Source organism: Providencia sp. PROV201, assembly GCF_028479545.1.
Taxonomy (GTDB): Bacteria; Pseudomonadota; Gammaproteobacteria; order Enterobacterales; family Enterobacteriaceae; genus Providencia; species Providencia huaxiensis.
This window is the reverse complement of the sequence record NZ_JAMPNW010000006.1, coordinates 128,891-146,879: the sequence shown is the minus strand read 5'-3', so window position 1 is coordinate 146,879 and position 17,989 is coordinate 128,891. Positions and strand designations below refer to the sequence as shown.

The 17,989-nt window shown below is 42.8% G+C and carries 13 protein-coding genes; 8 read left to right on the top strand and 5 right to left on the bottom strand.

Annotated features, from left to right (window positions below; translation table 11 throughout):
* Positions 1-16 precede the first annotated feature (16 nt).
* The 3 genes from spoT to recG are packed head-to-tail and all read left to right on the top strand — an operon-like array spanning position 17 to position 4,967.
* Complete coding sequence (gene spoT / locus PR809_RS07285; protein WP_102138852.1) at positions 17-2,134, top strand: bifunctional GTP diphosphokinase/guanosine-3',5'-bis pyrophosphate 3'-pyrophosphohydrolase; 2,118 nt, start codon at positions 17-19, stop codon at positions 2,132-2,134.
* Positions 2,135-2,156: 22 nt separating this feature from the next.
* Positions 2,157-2,870 carry a tRNA (guanosine(18)-2'-O)-methyltransferase TrmH gene (gene trmH / locus PR809_RS07280; RefSeq protein WP_206276537.1) on the top strand — a complete coding sequence of 238 codons (714 nt, stop codon included), beginning with the start codon at positions 2,157-2,159 and terminating at the stop codon, positions 2,868-2,870.
* Between the two features lie 15 nt (positions 2,871-2,885).
* The gene (gene recG, locus PR809_RS07275; protein WP_195698063.1) at positions 2,886-4,967 is read left to right on the top strand and encodes an ATP-dependent DNA helicase RecG; all 2,082 of its coding nucleotides are present in this window, start codon (positions 2,886-2,888) and stop codon (positions 4,965-4,967) included.
* A 97-nt stretch (positions 4,968-5,064) separates the two neighbouring features.
* On the opposite strand, the gene gltS is transcribed toward recG, so the two are convergent.
* Entirely contained in the window at positions 5,065-6,279 is a 1,215-nt protein-coding gene (gene gltS, locus PR809_RS07270; RefSeq protein WP_102138849.1) for a sodium/glutamate symporter, read from the bottom strand.
* A 235-nt stretch (positions 6,280-6,514) separates the two neighbouring features.
* Here gltS and PR809_RS07265 point away from each other — a divergent pair, with 235 nt between their 5' ends.
* Together PR809_RS07265 and PR809_RS07260 are read left to right on the top strand one after the other, a co-directional pair.
* Positions 6,515-7,903: a uracil-xanthine permease family protein gene (locus PR809_RS07265; RefSeq protein ID WP_096863580.1), complete on the top strand. Its 1,389-nt coding sequence runs from the start codon at positions 6,515-6,517 to the stop codon at positions 7,901-7,903.
* Positions 7,904-8,028: 125 nt separating this feature from the next.
* Entirely contained in the window at positions 8,029-9,786 is a 1,758-nt protein-coding gene (locus tag PR809_RS07260; protein ID WP_206276536.1) for an AsmA family protein, read from the top strand.
* Positions 9,787-9,896: 110 nt separating this feature from the next.
* Here the strand turns inward: PR809_RS07260 and fabY are convergent, their stop codons facing one another.
* From fabY to yihX, 3 genes are all read right to left on the bottom strand, one after another.
* Positions 9,897-10,811, bottom strand: coding sequence for a fatty acid biosynthesis protein FabY (gene fabY / locus PR809_RS07255; protein WP_181490012.1), 915 nt, complete (start codon positions 10,809-10,811; stop codon positions 9,897-9,899).
* 23 nt (positions 10,812-10,834) lie between these two features.
* A complete protein-coding gene (gene dtd, locus PR809_RS07250; protein WP_166265963.1) occupies positions 10,835-11,272 on the bottom strand; it encodes a D-aminoacyl-tRNA deacylase in 438 nt (145 codons plus the stop codon).
* Positions 11,273-11,333: 61 nt separating this feature from the next.
* Positions 11,334-11,948, bottom strand: coding sequence for a glucose-1-phosphatase (yihX, locus tag PR809_RS07245; protein WP_004266093.1), 615 nt, complete (start codon positions 11,946-11,948; stop codon positions 11,334-11,336).
* Positions 11,949-12,299: 351 nt separating this feature from the next.
* Between yihX and PR809_RS07240 the strand changes: the two genes are divergently transcribed.
* Positions 12,300-12,902, top strand: a complete 603-nt coding sequence (locus tag PR809_RS07240) for a hypothetical protein (protein WP_102138845.1) — start codon at positions 12,300-12,302, stop codon at positions 12,900-12,902.
* 85 nt (positions 12,903-12,987) lie between these two features.
* Here the strand turns inward: PR809_RS07240 and typA are convergent, their stop codons facing one another.
* Positions 12,988-14,811 carry a ribosome-dependent GTPase TypA gene (gene typA / locus PR809_RS07235; RefSeq protein ID WP_102138844.1) on the bottom strand — a complete coding sequence of 608 codons (1,824 nt, stop codon included), beginning with the start codon at positions 14,809-14,811 and terminating at the stop codon, positions 12,988-12,990.
* A gap of 432 nt (positions 14,812-15,243) precedes the next feature.
* Between typA and PR809_RS07230 the strand changes: the two genes are divergently transcribed.
* On the top strand, positions 15,244-16,068 hold the full coding sequence (locus PR809_RS07230; RefSeq protein ID WP_231068102.1) for a PadR family transcriptional regulator: 825 nt from the start codon (positions 15,244-15,246) through the stop codon (positions 16,066-16,068).
* Between the two features lie 381 nt (positions 16,069-16,449).
* Entirely contained in the window at positions 16,450-17,859 is a 1,410-nt protein-coding gene (gene glnA, locus PR809_RS07225; protein WP_004262716.1) for a glutamate--ammonia ligase, read from the top strand.
* Positions 17,860-17,989: the final 130 nt, after the last annotated feature.

Sequence of the window (17,989 nt, the reverse complement as noted above, 5' to 3'; positions counted from 1 at the left end):
CTAAGGTGGGTCTGCCTTGTATCTGTTTGAAAGCCTTAATTTAGTCATTCAAAAGTATCTTCCTAAAGAACAAATTGAATTACTAAGAAAAGCCTATGTTGTTGCACGGGATGCCCACGAAGGACAGACCCGTTCGAGTGGTGAGCCTTATATTACTCATCCAGTTGCTGTTGCTTGTATTCTTGCTGAAATGCGTTTGGACCATGAAACACTAATGGCAGCGCTACTTCATGATGTGATTGAAGATACTCCAGCGACATTTCAAGACATAGAAGAATTGTTTGGCACCACCGTCGCCGGTCTCGTTGAAGGTGTATCCAAACTAGACAAGCTCAATTTTCGCGACAAAAAAGAAGCTCAAGCAGAAAACTTCCGCAAAATGATCATGGCGATGGTAAAAGACATCCGTGTCATTTTGATAAAACTGGCAGACCGCACTCACAATATGCGCACGCTAGGGTCACTTAGGCCCGATAAGCGTCGGCGTATTGCACGTGAAACCCTTGAAATATATAGCCCGTTAGCCCACAGGCTAGGTATACACCACATCAAAACAGAGCTTGAAGAGCTTGGTTTTGAAGCGTTATATCCCAACCGTTATCGTGTTATTAAAGAAGTCGTCAAAGCGGCTCGCGGTAACCGAAAAGAGATGATCCAAAAAATTCTCTCGGAAATTGACGGTAGGCTTACCGAGGCGGGTGTTCCTTGTCGCGTCAGCGGCAGAGAAAAACATCTTTATTCCATTTATCGCAAAATGCACCAAAAAGAGCAACGTTTCCACTCCATCATGGATATCTATGCTTTTAGGGTAATTGTGAAAGATGTGGATACTTGCTACCGCGTTTTAGGCCAGATGCACAGTTTATACAAACCGCGTCCGGGGCGTATTAAAGACTATATTGCTATCCCTAAAGCCAACGGCTATCAATCGCTACATACCTCACTTATTGGGCCACATGGCGTTCCTGTAGAAGTGCAAATTCGCACAGAAGACATGGACCAAATGGCTGAAATGGGGGTTGCTGCACATTGGGCCTATAAAGAGCAAGGTGAACAAGGTACAACGGCACAGGTTAGAGCTCAACGTTGGATGCAAAGCCTACTTGAGTTACAACAAAGTGCAGGTAGCTCGTTTGAATTTATTGAAAGCGTTAAGTCGGATCTATTTCCAGATGAAATCTACGTTTTCACCCCAGAAGGCCGTATTGTTGAATTACCTACGGGTGCAACACCTGTTGATTTTGCATATGCGGTACACACAGATATTGGCCATGCTTGCGTGGGGGCTCGTGTTGACCGTCAGCCTTATCCACTTTCGCAATCCCTGACGAGTGGCCAAACTGTTGAAATTATTACTGCGCCAGGTGCTCGTCCAAATGCAGCATGGCTCAATTTTGTTGTCAGCTCGAAAGCGCGAGCCAAGATCCGCCAATTATTGAAAAACTTGAAACGCGAAGATTCTATTAACTTAGGTCGCCGTTTGCTCAACCATGCACTAGGGACAGGAAATAAACTCACTGATATCCCTCAAGCCAATATTGATGCAGAATTAGCACGCATGAAGCTGCACTCTATAGACGACTTGCTTGCTGAAATTGGGTTGGGTAACGCAATGAGTGTGGTTGTCGCACGAAACCTACAAAACAATCCACAAAATGCACCTGAAGAACAAGTGTTAGTTGAAAGCCGAAATAAACTGTCTATCAAAGGTGCAGATGGCGTTTTAATCACCTTTGCAAAATGTTGTCGCCCTATTCCCGGTGACCCAATTGTTGCACATATTAGTCCTGGAAAAGGTCTGGTTATCCACCATGAATCCTGCCGAAATATCCGTGGTTATCAAAAAGAACCCGATAAATTTATGGCGGTTGAATGGGACAATGACACCGACACCGACTTTATCGCTGAAATTAAAGTGGATATGATTAACCATCAAGGCGCTTTAGCGAATTTAACCGCTGCTATTAATGACGCTAACTCAAGTATTCAAAGTATGAATACAGAAGAAAAAGATGGCCGTGTATATTGTGCCTTTATTCGCCTTACAACTAAAAACCGTGTTCAATTGGCAAATGTGATGCGGAAAATCCGTATTATGCCTGACGTTCTACGTGTTAGCCGAAACCGTAATTAACGACCATATTTAATTAATCACTATGAATGAACGCCGCTACCGCCGCATTTGCCAAATGATGGCGATGCGGCAGCCTGACCTAACTCTCTGCCTCGAAAAAATTCATAAACCGCACAATGTTTCTGCCATTGTACGCAGTGCGGATGCCGTAGGGATCCACCAAATTCATGCTATTTGGCCTGACCAACAAGTCAAACTGTCCGTATCTTCTGCAGCGGGGAGTAATAGCTGGGTTAAAATTATTTCACATGCATCGACCAAAGAAGCAATTTCCCAAATAAAATCACAAAACATGCAGGTTTTGGCAACTAACTTGTCAGAACATGCCGTTGATTTTCGTGAAATTGATTATACTTTGCCAACTTGTATTATGATGGGGCAAGAGAAAACAGGGATTTCACAACAAGCCCTCGCACTGGCTGATAAGCACATTATTATTCCAATGGCTGGTATGGTGCAATCTTTGAACGTTTCCGTCGCTTCTGCACTAATTTTATATGAAGCCCAAAGGCAGCGGCAACAAGCGGGGATGTACGATCGTGAACACTGCTTACTTTCACCAGATGAACAACAAGCTTGGTTATTCGAAGGTGGTTACCCTGTACTCGCTGAAGTTGCTAAACGTAAGGGGCTTCCTCGCCCATTTATCAATAGCCAAGGGCAAATTGAAGCTGATGACTCGTGGTGGGCACAAATGCAATTAACCGAAAAAATGAAAAGACGGCAGTTGGGTTAAATAGAAGGAAATAACATGAATAATGGGCTACTTGATACCATTTCACTGACCTCATTGCATGGTGTTGGTGCAAGTCAGTCAGAAAAAATGCGTAAAATCGGTTTGAACACCGTTCAAGACCTTCTTCTTCATTTCCCTTTACGCTATGAAGACCATACTCGTTTATATCAAATAAAAGATCTCCTTCCCGGCACGACAGCAACAATCACAGGCGAAGTCCTGCAAACTAAAGTCGTCTTCGGCCGAAAAAGAATGATGACCTGCTTAATTTCCGATGGAACAGGCAACCTCACCTTACGTTTTTTCAATTTTTCAGCGGCAATGAAAAATAATTTAGCGGAAGGAAGACAGGTTACCGCCTATGGGGAAGTTCGCAGAGGAAATACAGGGCCGGAAATCATTCACCCTGAATATAAAGTATCTAAAGAAACCAGCAATATCAGCTTGCAAGAGAATTTAACACCAGTATACCCAACCACTGAAGGTGTTCGCCAAGCGACTTTACGCAAAGTCATGGAGCAAGCACTCGGGTTACTTGATAGCGGGGAAATAAAAGAATTACTTCCTGAAGAACTTAGCCGTGGAATGATAAGTTTGCCAGATGCCATTCGCTTATTACACAACCCACCACCGAATGTAGCACTGAGCGAGCTAGAAAAAGGCCATCATCCCGCACAAAAGCGGCTAGTCCTCGAAGAATTACTCGCTCACCATCTAAGCATGTTAGCTATCCGCGCAGGTAATGAACGCCTATATGCCCAGCCGTTAGTCGCAAGTGGTCAATTAAAATCTCAGTTACTTGCACAATTACCATTTTCACCAACAAACGCACAAAACCGTGTTGTTAGCGAAGTTGAAGCAGACCTCGCTAAAAACGCCCCTATGATGCGTTTGATTCAAGGGGATGTCGGGTCAGGGAAAACTCTCGTTGCAGCCTTAGCGGCCGTTTGTGCCATCGAGAATGGCAAACAAGTGGCACTGATGGCTCCCACTGAAATTCTTGCAGAGCAACATGCCAATACTTTCAAACAGTGGTTAGAACCTTTAGGCGTCAAAGTAGGTTGGCTCGCGGGTAAACAAAAGGGTAAGGCACGTCAGGCTCAGCAAGATGCCATCGCAAGTGGAGAAGTCGCGATGGTTGTTGGAACACACGCTATTTTCCAAGAGCAAGTGAGCTTTAAAGCACTAGGGCTTGTTATCATTGATGAACAACATCGCTTTGGCGTTCATCAGCGGCTCGCTCTGCGTGAAAAAGGTGAGCAGCAAGGTTACCACCCTCATCAATTAATCATGACCGCTACGCCAATCCCACGGACGCTGGCGATGACAGCGTATGCAGACTTAGATACCTCTGTCATCGATGAACTACCTCCAGGACGAACACCCGTCACCACTGTCGCCATACCGGACACTCGCCGTAACGATATTATTGAACGCGTTCGCCAAGCCTGTATTGAAGAAGGCCGCCAAGCCTATTGGGTCTGTACACTCATTGAAGACTCTGAATTATTAGAAGCGCAAGCGGCTCAAGTGACCAGCGAAGAGCTTGCACTGGCACTACCTGAATTAAAAGTAGGCTTAGTCCATGGCCGAATGAAACCTGCTGAAAAACAAAGCATTATGGCGGCTTTCAAACGAAATGAAATTCAACTGCTTGTTGCTACAACGGTCATTGAAGTCGGTGTGGATGTGCCTAATGCAAGTTTAATGATTATTGATAACCCTGAGCGCCTTGGTCTAGCTCAGTTGCACCAACTAAGAGGGCGAGTCGGCCGCGGGGCTATCGCATCTCACTGTGTATTATTGTACAAGACACCGTTAACCCATACCGCTAAACAAAGACTACAAGTATTACGGGATAGTAATGATGGCTTCGTTATCGCACAAAAAGATCTCGAAATTCGCGGGCCAGGGGAATTATTAGGCACTAGACAAACAGGAAATGCAGAATTTAAAGTCGCAGACTTGTTGCGTGACCAATATATGTTGCCAGAAGTGCAACGCCTTGCTCGCCATATTCAACAAAATTACCCTGAAAATGCACAACAACTTATTGAGCGTTGGTTACCTGAGCGAGAGCAGTACAGCCACGCTTAAGTCTTATATCTTCTTTTTATTCGTTCCCTAAAATGAAAATTGCCGTGAATATTTTCACGGCAATACCTGCTTTACTTGATTTATTATTAAATGAAGGTTAACCAGCAATCGTTGGGAATAATGGCAGCATTAGATACAGTTTAATAACTATCGCATTAACAATATCAATGAAGAATGCCCCAACCATTGGTACAACCAAGAATGCTAAGTGAGATGGACCTAATCTATCCGTAACAGCTTGCATATTCGCAATAGCTGTTGGTGTCGCACCAAGACCGAACCCACAGTGACCTGCAGCTAAGATTGCAGCGTCATAGTTTTTGCCCATCACGCGGAAAGTCACAAAAATAGCATATCCTGCCATCACACAAGCCTGTACAGCAAGAATGATAATCATTGGGATTGCAAGTGATGCTAATTCCCACAGTTTCAAGCTCATGAGTGCCATTGCTAAGAATAATGAGAGGCTCACGTTACCCATGACAGAAACAGCGCGGTCGAATACTCGGTAAAAACCAAGCAGTGATAAGCTGTTACTTAAAATTACACCAACAAAAAGTACGCAGACAAACTTAGGCAATGCGAAAGGAGTATCGGCTAATTGGCCTGCAATAAAACTTCCCACCAATAGACAAATAGCGATCAGTGCAATAGTTTCAATTAAAACCATTGAAGTGATCATGCGTCCAGATTGTGGTTTCTCAAATGCTGTTGGAACGTCTTTATCATCTTCAGCCGTTCCTGGCGTTGGAATATTACGCGTTAGAAAACGTGCAACAGGTCCACCGATTAAACCACCAAGAACAAGTCCAAATGTAGCACAAGCCATTGCAACTTCTGTTGCACTTTGGAAACCATAGTTTTCAGTGAAAATTTTCCCCCATGCCGCGCCAGTTCCATGACCACCAGATAAGGTAATTGAACCAGCTAATAGCCCCATGAGAGGGTCTAATCCCAATAATTCAGCAAGAGCAATCCCTACTGTATTTTGGACAAGCAATAAACCAACAACCACAAAAATGAAGATAAACAATGCTTTACCGCCTGCCTTCAAACTAGCAAGGTTGGCATTAAGACCAATTGTGGCAAAGAATGCCAGCATCATAGGTTCTTGCAGTGATAAGTCAAAAGAAAGGCTCCAGTCAAATAATTGTTTAAGCAATAAAAGACTAAAAGCAACTAACAACCCACCTGCAACAGGTTCAGGGATTGTATATTTTTCAAGGAAAGGGACTGATTTGACCAGTTTACGCCCAAGCAATAGTACTAAAGTAGCAGCTACCAGTGTACCGTAGACATCGAGATGATACATTCACGTACCTCGTCTGTTGTTAAAATTATCAAAAACTAGTAAGACGTTAATTTCTTCCTTAAAACGCCAAAAGCAGGTTATAGGATTAGAAAAAAAAACTGTTATAAATACAAGTTAAAAGATATAAAAATGTGACAGCCTTATTTAACATTGATCAATGTTTTTTACGCGCAAACGATTGCTTTTTAATTTCGACACATTACAATGCGTTTTTTGTTGGCGAGAAATGAAGGCAATGAATACTGCGACGTCTGAAAAACAAACTACTGAAGCGACCATACAAACGCAAAGCGAACTCATCTATAAATTAGAAGACCGCCCACCGCTGCCGCAAGCCTTGTTTGCCGCTGGGCAACATCTTCTGGCGATGTTTGTTGCGGTGATTACCCCTGCGATGCTGATTTGCCAGGCATTAGGACTACCAGCTCACGACACCCAGCGCATCATTAGTATGTCTTTATTTGCCTCCGGTATTGCTTCTTTAATTCAAATTCGTGCGTGGGGCCCTATTGGGTCAGGCTTGCTTTCGATTCAAGGAACCAGTTTTAACTTTGTTGCACCTTTAATCATGGGTGGTGTTGCACTTAAGCAAGGTGGCGCTGATATTCCGTCGATGATGGCAGCCTTATTCGGCACATTGCTAGTTGCGGCACTCACCGAAGTGATTCTTTCTCGATTCTTACATCTAGCCCGTCGAGTCATTACACCACTAGTTTCAGGTGTTGTTGTCATGATTATCGGCCTATCCTTGATTCAAGTCGGGTTAACATCCATTGGCGGTGGCTATGGTGCAATTAGTGACAACACTTTTGGTTCCCCTGATTATTTGATTTTAGCTGGGGTTGTTTTAGCGGTTATTATTTTACTTAATCGGCAGAAAAACCCTTACTTACGTGTCGCATCTTTAGTCATTGCTATGGCTGTTGGCTATATTGCTGCTTGGTGGATGGACATGTTGCCAAATGCGCAACCAATGGAAGCCAACCAGCCAATTATTACTGTCCCTGAGCCTTTCTATTATGGCTTATCCTTCGATTGGAACCTGTTGATACCATTAATTCTCATTTTTATGGTGACTTCCTTAGAAACGATAGGTGATATTACCGCCACTTCTGATGTATCTGAGCAACCTGTTCGTGGCCCTTTATACATGAAACGTATAAAAGGTGGCGTACTTGCTAATGGGTTGAACTCAATGGTTTCTGCGGTATTTAATACTTTCCCTAACTCTTGCTTTGGGCAAAACAACGGTGTTATCCAATTAACAGGGGTGGCAAGTCGCTATGTCGGCTACATTGTCGCTTTAATGTTAGTGTTATTAGGGTTGTTCCCTGCGGTTGCAGGCTTTGTGCAACAAATTCCAGAGCCCGTATTAGGCGGAGCAACAATTGTAATGTTTGGTACCATTGCCGCTTCAGGTGTGCGCATTGTATCTCGTGAACCACTCAATCGCCGCGCCATCATGATTATTGCGCTTTCCCTCGCAGTGGGTATGGGCGTTTCACAGCAACCCTTGATTTTGCAATTCGCCCCTGATTGGCTAAAAACCTTGTTTTCTTCCGGTATTGCTGCAGGTGGTTTAACTGCAATTGTTCTGAATTTAGTCTTCCCTCTCGAAAAATAACCTTCATTCTAGCCGCCAGTGTTGAACACTCTGGCGGTTTTTCTGTATGCTATCCTTAAATTGTCGCTATATTAGGCAGTCTCTTCCTGCGTCTATTCGTCAACAAACCAAAGGAGCAGTAAACTGTGAAATGGTTAATCAAATTTACTACCTATGCACTTTTGTTACTGCTGCTATTGTTTATTTTTACTTATATCGGGCTGCAAACCCGTTGGGGTGCATCCTACTCCAGTCAATTTTTAAGTAAATTCACCAATTACGATATTGATGTAGGAATTATGGGGCATGAATTTTCTAACCCCGGTGAATTCATCTTCCAAGATGTCAAATTAGCTGCTAAAAACAGTGATCTATCTTTAGACTCACGGCAAGTCGTGCTTGATGTTAACTGGCAAAATATATTTAGCGGCACCGCTATCAAACGTTTGGTTATCACTCAAGGAACATTATCTACAACAGTCACACCCGATACGATACTGCTACCTATTTCCGCTAATATTTTGCAATTTGAAAATAGCCAAATCACGCTTAAAAAAGGTGATGATACCGTGCAAGTCACAGGCTTCACGGGGGGAATTACCCCTTGGAAACCCACCGAGAACACGCCTTTTGGTTACGGTGATTTTCGATTTACCTCTAACCAATTAAAATTCAATGACCTTTCATTCAAGAATGTTGCCATTACGGGTAAATTACAGCAGCAAGGAACAGAAATAAGCCAAGCAAGTGCCTACTTAAATAACGGCTATATTGCGGGTGCTGGAAAGGTACTTGACGATGGCTCTATCATGGTTGACTCCCTCACCATGAATAAAGTCGGCTGGGAAAATAAAGTTGATTTCGATTCACTATTTGATGCAATAGCGAGTGAAAAATCATTGCAGGTCAAAAAGGTAGAACTAACCAATGTTGATATTCAAGGTAAAGATTGGGCACTTTCTGGCCTGAGCACCGAAATTGACCAACTCAGCTTCACGAGAGGGAGCTGGACGAGTTCCGAAAGCAACATTAGCTTTAATGTTGACCAATTTGTCGTGAAAGACCAGCAACTGAGTACCTTAATTGGTGACCTGAAAATTAACGGTGACAACCTGAGTATCAACAAGTTATCGGGTTACTATAATAAAGGCGTCTTTAACCTCAGTGGGTCTTGGCAGCGCAATGATCGAGTACTGACTATCGACGAAGGCAAACTAGCGGGTATCTTATACACACTGCCTGAAACTTGGCTATCATTCTTTGCAGAGCCTACACCAGCTTGGTTATCCGGTTTAAGTATCAAAAAATTCACCCTTTCCCAATCACTTTTGATGAATATCCAACCGCAGTTTCCTTTCGAACTGACCGCGCTCAGTGGCAATATTGAAAATATCGATTTGATTAAACAAAAGCAGTGGGGAATTTGGAGCGGTAAAGCGACATTCACTGCAGATAGCGGCACAATCAACCAAGTTCTAGTACGCCGCCCGTTTATTGAAGTGCGTCAAAGTGGTAAATCTTCAGCTGCAGCGAGCTTAACAGTCAGTACCGATAAAGGCATCAGTAAGATTGGCCTGCTGGTAAAACAAGAACCGAAAAAAGTCCCCTTCTTACTGAGAGCATCGGGTTCGAATATTGATCTCGTTGATTTAAACCAATGGGGTTGGGCAGGCTTTCCAGCTCAAGTCATCGGTGATTTTGATGCGACATTACAAGGGGATTTACTCGCCCCATCTGTGGCAAAAAGTCTGAATGGGGAATTGATGGCAGTCCCATTGCAAGGCAAACGCCTATTCCGTACCGTTGTAAACGGGGTTGTCACCTCATCGGTGGAGTCCGATGCTGACTTACAACCAATTGAGCCTTCGTTAGTAGAACCGCTTCCCGCACTTAGTAATCAATAAAAACCAGCGTTCAATAAAAGCTAACAATCAATAAAAACACAAAAGGCAGGTCAATCAAACCTGCCTTTCTTTTTAATATTCAATGGATAATTAATATTCAATGGATAACTTTATTTTTTTGCTTCTACTGGTAACACCATATAGACACCACTGAATACTGCGCCCACTTTGCCATCAGGGTTACTAACCTCGACTTTCAGCTTTACTCGCGCCTTGCTACCTCGCGCTAAACGGTCAAGGTCACCGCTCATATTTGCTAAGTCCGCTGTCGCTGTCGGCCTACCGCTTACAGGCTTACCATAACGAATACTGGCATCGACCAACACAATATCACCACCAAGCTGGTGTTCTTGCATTAACAGCCAAATCAGCCCCCATCCTGTCAAGGTAGCTAATGAAAATTGGCTTCCTGCAAATATTGTTTCATGAGGGTTTTGGTTGCCCGCTTCCGGCATGGTGGTAATAAAACGAGTCCCCGTGTATTGGTCGACTCGGACCCCCATTTTCTCACTCAATGGAATGTACTTATACCAGGCTTGCTGTAGCTCACCACACCAATCTGGACGATGTAATATTTGGTCTAGCGTCTCTATGGGTTTAATCATCAAATAGTGGCGTACTGGCGTTTTTAACTGCCCAGCAACTTGGCCACGGTTCTCAAAACCCATTTTGTCGAAAAATGGTACGGCTTCTTCACGAACGCTCGACACAATGCGTTTTACGCCTTCTTGCCGCGCAACAGACTCCAAGGCCATGATAATTAATTTGCCAAGTCCTTTACCTTGCATGACAGGGTTAACGGCTAAAAAACGGATAGCCCCTTCGTTATCGGCATTGATATATAAGCGGCCAATAGCAAGAATACGGTTTTTATCATCCACGACCATTTGATGGTGTGCGGTTAAATCATAACCATCTTTTTCTGAACCAAGGGGCTGATTAAACGGTTTTCGTAACATTTCCCAGCGAAAATGGTAATAAGTTGCGAATTCAATATCATCTTTCGGTGTACGTAAATGGTACATCGCTTCCCCCTTTAAAAATGGACTCACACTTGTAGCCAGAAAGTAACAGGGCCATCATTGGTTAGATTCACTTGCATATCAGCAGCAAATTCACCAGTTTGTGTTTCAATCCCTTTTAGCCGGCTTTGTTCAACGAAGTATTGATACAAGGTATCTGCTTTCTCAGGTTCTGCTCCCCCTGAAAAACTCGGCCGCATACCTTTTTTGGTGTCAGCCGCTAAAGTAAATTGAGAAACCACCAATAGGCTGCCTCCCGCTTGTTGAACATTGAGATTCATTTTCCCTTGTTCATCGCTAAAAATACGGTAGCCTAATACTTTTTCACACAAACGCTTGGCTTTCTGCTCATCATCATCTTTTTCAACGCCAAGCAAAACCAACAACCCGGTATTTATTTGCCCTACTATTTTCTGATCAACAACCACACTCGCTTGAGTGACTCTCTGGATTAATGCAATCATGATGGCTCTTTACAAAACGATAGAGCAACGTTAAACGTTGCTCCACGATAAAATCAGGATGTTATTCAACTTCAGCACTGAAATCGTAAGTGCGGAAATATTCAGGAATGGTGTCTTTATTCACGACATGAATACTGCGAATACCAAGAGCTTCTGCGGCTTTTATATTTTCTTCGACGTCATCAAAGAAAATAGCATCCGCAGCATCAAACTCTTCTGATTGCAGCACATATTTGTAAATTTCTGGATCAGGCTTACGCATGCCTAAATCCTGGGAGAGATATAGGAAATCAGAGGAAGCTGCAATTTCTGGGTAGTGTGCTGGCCAGTAGTCTAGATGTAGACGGTTGGTATTCGATAAAACGACCACTCGGTGCCCTTGTTCACGAAGGCGCTCCATAATATCAATGACTTCAGGTCGTAACGAAATAAAAATAGCGTGCCAGCCTTCAGCAAAGTCTTCAAAGCTTAGTGTAATGTCCATTTCTTCACAAAGCAGCTCAGCAAACTCGATGTCTGAAATTTTTCCACACTCATGTAATTGAAAGATATTACCAAAAGTAAAACGTGATTTGATTTCTTCACTTGGTGTACCACTCAGTTCAGACCATTTATCAAATACACGATTAAAGTCGATATCAATAATCACATTACCCATATCGAAGATATACAGCATAAATTTTCCTCATTGTTATTCACTAAATTTACTTTAATCATTATTCGGGCAACTGAACAGCCCTAATTAGTGATAATTCACGTTATTTTGTCAATTTATCGATTAAGCAATCCACACTTAGCGCAATTAATGAGCAACAAACTGAACGATTTGCTCCGTTAATGAGAAAACGCTTTTTATCCCAAAGGTGCTATTTCACTTAGCACTATCGGTTTTTGATACTAAATGTTAAGTCCCTCCACAAGCTTTTTGCATAATAGTTTTTACGTAGCAAGTCATACCACAAGCAATGTGAGCTGATATCTATGCGATATCAGTAATAAATAAATCTTAAAATATAAAAGTCATACTATGAAAATAGATAAAACAATCTCTTGGCCGATTGTTATTCTCTGGGGAAGCTTATTTTTAATTCCATTATTTAACAATCTCCCCCTGAATTTCAATATCGACCTCACAACAAAAATTATTGAACATTTTCAATCAATTACTCTAATTTTCTGTGCCTTTTTTACTTGGTTTTATATGAAACCATTACAACAAAAAAACCAAGGAATGAAACTATTTTGGTTATGGGCAACTATCTGGTGGGTAACATTATTTGGCAGAGGAACAAATTGGGGGCGCGAATTTTTTCCTAATCTGGATCACACCTATTTTAGGATAATTTCTATCGTCTTGATTGGCGGCTTAGTTTTGATGCTATGTGCTTCTTCATTAAGAAAAAGTATTGTTTTTCACCTAAAAAATACAGCGATTCCAATTTGGAGCTTACTACTGACTCTTTGTGCTTTCTTGATTTCAGATAGTGTTGAACACCATCGATTTCTGAGTTCCATTTTTCTACATCATTCTGAGCTACAAAGCCTTATTGAAGAATTGTACGAAATCCCTTTAATTATCGGACTGTTTATTTCATCACTGTATTTTATGAAGAAAGACAAGTCATTATAAATCTCATAAATAAGTAAGGCGCCTTTCGGCGCCTTACTACACACATCACTACAATAACGTAATAAACAACATCACGTAATGGTAATTAGTCTTCTTTAGAACGGCTTGCACGACGGCGGTCGTTCTCAGTCAAGTGACGTTTACGCAGACGAATAGACTGCGGAGTCACTTCAACTAACTCGTCATCATCAATGAACTCAAGAGCTTGTTCCAGAGTCATTTTGATTGGTGGTGACAGCGTTGTTGCTTCGTCAGTACCTGATGCACGCATGTTAGTCAGTTTTTTACCGGTTAAGCAGTTAACGGTTAAGTCGTTAGAACGTGAGTGAATACCAATGATTTGGCCTTCATACACTTCAGCACCGTGACCTAAGAACAATTTACCGCGATCTTGCAGGCTGTACAGAGCATAAGCAACCGCTTTACCTTGACCGTTGGAGATCAGAACACCGTTTTGGCGGCCACCGATTTCACCTGGGCGAACATCATCGTAATGGCTGAATGTTGAGTACAGTAAACCCGTACCTGATGTCATTGTCATGAATTCAGTACGGAAGCCAATCAAGCCACGGCTTGGGATAATGTAGTCAAGACGCACACGGCCTTTACCGTCTGGCATCATGTCACGCAGGTCACCTTTACGCTCACCTAAAGCTTTCATGATGTCGCCTTGGTGCTGTTCTTCAACGTCTAAAGTCACTTGTTCGAACGGCTCTTGTTTACGACCATCGATTTCACGAATGATAACTTTTGGACGAGATACGGCTAATTCGAAGCCTTCACGACGCATGTTTTCGATAAGAACAGATAAGTGCAGCTCACCACGACCAGATACACGGAATGCGTCTGGGTCTTGAGTTTCTTCAACACGCAGTGCAACGTTGTGAACCAGTTCTTTATTCAGGCGGTCAAGGATCTGACGTGAAGTCACGAATTTACCTTCTTTACCGCAGAATGGTGAGGTGTTAACACAGTAGAACATGCTAACTGTTGGCTCATCAACCGCTAACGCAGGCAGTGCTTCAACGCTACCCACTTGGCAAATAGTGTCAGAAATGTTTAGTTCGCCTAAACCAGTCAGCGCAACGATATCACCCGCTTCCGCTTGCTGTGAATCGATACGCTCTAAACCTAAGTGAGTTAACACTTTACCGATTTTACCGTTGCGAGTTTTACCTTCGCTATCGATAACAGTTATTTGTTGGTTAGGCTTAACAACGCCGCGCTTAATACGACCGATACCGATAACACCTAAATAGCTGTTGTAATCCAATTGCGAAACTTGCATTTGGAATGGACCGTCAACGTCAACTGCTGGAGGTGCAACGTGTTCCACGATAGCTTCGTACAGTGGGGTCATGTCTTCAGCCATGTTTTCGTGCTCAAGACCTGCGATACCGTTTAATGCAGAGGCATAAACGATAGGGAAATCGAGTTGCTCATCCGTTGCACCTAAGTTCACGAATAAGTCGAATACTTGGTCAACGACCCAATCAGGACGTGCGCCAGGGCGGTCAACTTTATTGATAACAACAATTGGACGTAAGCCGTGATCGAACGCTTTTTGCGTTACGAAACGAGTTTGTGGCATTGGGCCGTCCATCGCATCAACAACCAGCAGAACGCAGTCAACCATAGACATTACGCGCTCAACCTCACCACCGAAATCGGCGTGGCCTGGGGTGTCTACGATATTGATGTGATAACCATTCCATTGGATTGCAGTATTTTTAGCAAGAATGGTAATACCACGCTCTTTCTCCAAGTCGTTGGAGTCCATAACACGCTCATCGACAGTTTCACGTTCGCCGAACGTACCTGACTGTTGCAATAATTTACCAACCAGTGTGGTCTTGCCATGGTCAACGTGAGCGATGATGGCGATGTTTCTTAAGTTTTGAATTGACAAGGATTTTTACCGTTTAATTGACAGGAAAGGAATATGTTTTTTGCGGCATTCTAATTACCCAAACATACTTTCTACGTTAATTTGCTGTTATTTTACACGTTTTTCCGCACAAGTGGAATAAATGTGAAACCCATCACTGTATAAAAAGTTTTTAACGAAAAAACATTCAGTTGCGAGACTGAGCCAAAATACCTAATAAAAATAGGCCTATCAGCACTGTGAAATCACAAAGTGACAGAATAATACGCTAAAAACTTAATATTAGCAGCCCAAAAAAAGAACAAAAAATAGACTTTCTTTCTTAACTGCCAGTTTAAATATCTTTTTGTGTTATTTAGATATATCTAAATTGACTAATTAGATATATCTAAATATAGTAAACCCATAAAATAAATTCGATATATCTAAAGTTACAAGCTAAGGAGTAACTATATGCTAATTAAATCTTGTCGTCATGTATATTATGCACACCACGATGAAAATCAACGTGGCCACCACGGTGGATGTTGCCACAATGATGACCGTCATGGTCATGGACACAGTGAGCGCTGCCACGGTGAAGGCCGTCATGGCCACGGGCACGGTGAGCGCTGCCACGGTGAAGGCCGTCATGGCCACGGACATGGTGAACGCTGCCACGGCGAAGGCCGTCATGGCCACGGGCACGGTGAGCGCTGCCACGGTGAAGGCCGTCATGGCCACGGGCACGGTGAGCGCTGCCACGGCGATGACCGCCAAAGAGGCCGTGGAAGAGGCAAAGGGCTGCGTCGTTTATTCGACCATGGTGATCTTCATATTATGGTACTTTCGTTAGTCGCTAAAAAACCAAGCTATGGCTACGAAATTATCAAAGATATTCAAGAAGCCTCAAATGGCTTATATGTGCCTAGTCCCGGTGTTATTTATCCAACTCTAACACTGTTAGAAGAACAAGGCTTCCTAGAGTCTCAGATTGTTGAGCGTAATCGCAAAAGTTTTACCATTACTCCTGAGGGAGCAGCCCATCTAGCTCAAAATAAAGAAATTGAAGCTGTTATTGCTCGCAAACTAGCAAAAGCGCGTGATATGCAACAAGGCAGTAATTTGGCGGAAGACATTGAAATGGCTGTTAGTCGCTTTAAAGCATTATTACGTCACAAAATGGTTTTAAAACAGCTAAATGAAGAACAAACTCGCCAAATTGCCTCAATTATCAATGATGCAGTAAAACAAATTGAAGAAGTGAATACGTTATTAACAAATAGCGATGAAGATTAATGTTGCTGTTTCACCTTGAGCAACCTTATTTCTTTTTTATCTCGTCAGCATTGTGCTCTAGCAGAGCACAATGCTAATTTTTTATTTGAATTCTCATCTATAAACGCCATTCGCACCAATTTGGTGCAAAAACAGAACCATTAGCACCAAACTAGTGCATTACATATAAAGAAAGCTAGATGGCTCCCTTCGTCCACACGTAACAATCAGTATTTACTATAATTAAAAAGTTGGCACGCTTTTCGCTTATCTATTTATAGAGCGCGTGCTAACTATTTTTATATAACTCATTTTATATAACTAACACGCCAGACAAACAACAGACATACTGTCAAATGATAGCTTGTGATTTGTTGATTAGACCCGACCAGGAGAGCCGAGATGTCCGCTGAACATGTTTTATCGTTAATTAAAGAGCACAATGTTAGATTTATTGATCTGCGTTTTACCGACACTAAAGGTAAAGAGCAACACATCACTATCCCTGCTCATCAAGTTGACGAAGACTTCTTTGAAGAAGGCCAGATGTTTGATGGTTCATCTATTGGTGGCTGGAAAGGCATCAATGAGTCAGACATGGTATTAATGCCAGACCCATCAACTGCAATGTTAGACCCGTTCTTTGCAGATATTACGTTAATTATACGCTGTGATATTTTAGAACCGGGCACTATGCAAGGTTATGACAGAGACCCACGTTCAATTTCAAAACGTGCAGAAGATTTCCTGCGCTCAAGTGGGATCGCCGATATCGTTCTCTTTGGGCCAGAACCTGAATTTTTCGTTTTTGATGACATTCGTTTTGGCAACAACATGCACGGTAGTTACTACCATATCGATGATATCGAAGCGGCATGGAATACGGGAACCAAATACGAAGGTGGTAATAAAGGCCATCGCCCTGCAGTAAAAGGCGGTTATTTCCCAGTTCCACCAGTTGATTCATCACAAGACTTGCGTTCAGCTATGTGTACCACTATGGAAGAGATGGGCTTGGTTGTTGAAGCTCACCACCATGAAGTGGCAACCGCTGGGCAAAACGAAGTCGCAACCCGCTTTAATACCATGACTAAAAAAGCGGATGAAACCCAGATTTATAAATATGTTGTTCACAATGTTGCCCATGCCTACGGCAAAACAGCGACCTTTATGCCAAAACCTTTAGTGGGTGATAACGGCTCTGGTATGCACTGCCATATGTCTTTATCTAAAGGCGGTGTTAACCTGTTCGCAGGTGACAAATACGGTGGTTTATCCGAAATGGCGCTGTATTACATTGGCGGTATTATTAAGCATGCACGTGCGCTGAACGCATTTACAAACCCAACAACTAACTCATACAAACGCTTAGTTCCGGGCTTTGAAGCACCTGTAATGTTGGCATATTCTGCACGTAACCGCTCTGCTTCGATTCGTATTCCAGTCGTTGCGAGCACGAAAGCACGTCGTATTGAAGTTCGCTTCCCAGACCCAGCTGCTAACCCATATTTAGCGTTTGCTGCTCAGTTAATGGCAGGCCTTGATGGCATCATTAACAAGATCCACCCTGGTGATGCGATGGACAAAAATTTATATGACTTACCACCAGAAGAAGCCAAAGAAATTCCAACTGTTTCAGGCTCTTTAGACGAAGCGTTAGCGGAATTAGATAAAGACCGTGAATTCTTAACCCGTGGTGGTGTATTCACTAATGACGCTATCGATGCGTATATTGAATTAACCCGTGCCGACATCCAGCGTGTTCGTATGGCACCACACCCTCTCGAATTTGAAATGTACTACAGTGTGTAACACGCCGTTCCACTGTTAGTCTTTGTTGCCGTGAAGCACTTGCCCCATCTTTTGATGGGGCCTTTTATCTCTAACGTATTTACGCAACAAAAATCAAATATCGGTTGTTTGGTCTATCAGGTATAATGCA

What these genes read in the sequence shown, in the direction of transcription:
- yihX (WP_004266093.1), bottom strand. Translation starts at nt 11,948, where the DNA reads ATGCTGTATATCTTCGATATGGGTAATGTGATTATTGATATCGACTTT.
- dtd (WP_166265963.1), bottom strand. Translation starts at nt 11,272, where the DNA reads ATGATTGCATTAATCCAGAGAGTCACTCAAGCGAGTGTGGTTGTTGAT.
- glnA (WP_004262716.1), top strand. Translation starts at nt 16,450, where the DNA reads ATGTCCGCTGAACATGTTTTATCGTTAATTAAAGAGCACAATGTTAGA.
- recG (WP_195698063.1), top strand. Translation starts at nt 2,886, where the DNA reads ATGAATAATGGGCTACTTGATACCATTTCACTGACCTCATTGCATGGT.
- fabY (WP_181490012.1), bottom strand. Translation starts at nt 10,811, where the DNA reads ATGTACCATTTACGTACACCGAAAGATGATATTGAATTCGCAACTTAT.
- PR809_RS07240 (WP_102138845.1), top strand. Translation starts at nt 12,300, where the DNA reads ATGAAAATAGATAAAACAATCTCTTGGCCGATTGTTATTCTCTGGGGA.
- gltS (WP_102138849.1), bottom strand. Translation starts at nt 6,279, where the DNA reads ATGTATCATCTCGATGTCTACGGTACACTGGTAGCTGCTACTTTAGTA.
- trmH (WP_206276537.1), top strand. Translation starts at nt 2,157, where the DNA reads ATGAATGAACGCCGCTACCGCCGCATTTGCCAAATGATGGCGATGCGG.
- PR809_RS07230 (WP_231068102.1), top strand. Translation starts at nt 15,244, where the DNA reads ATGCTAATTAAATCTTGTCGTCATGTATATTATGCACACCACGATGAA.
- PR809_RS07265 (WP_096863580.1), top strand. Translation starts at nt 6,515, where the DNA reads ATGAATACTGCGACGTCTGAAAAACAAACTACTGAAGCGACCATACAA.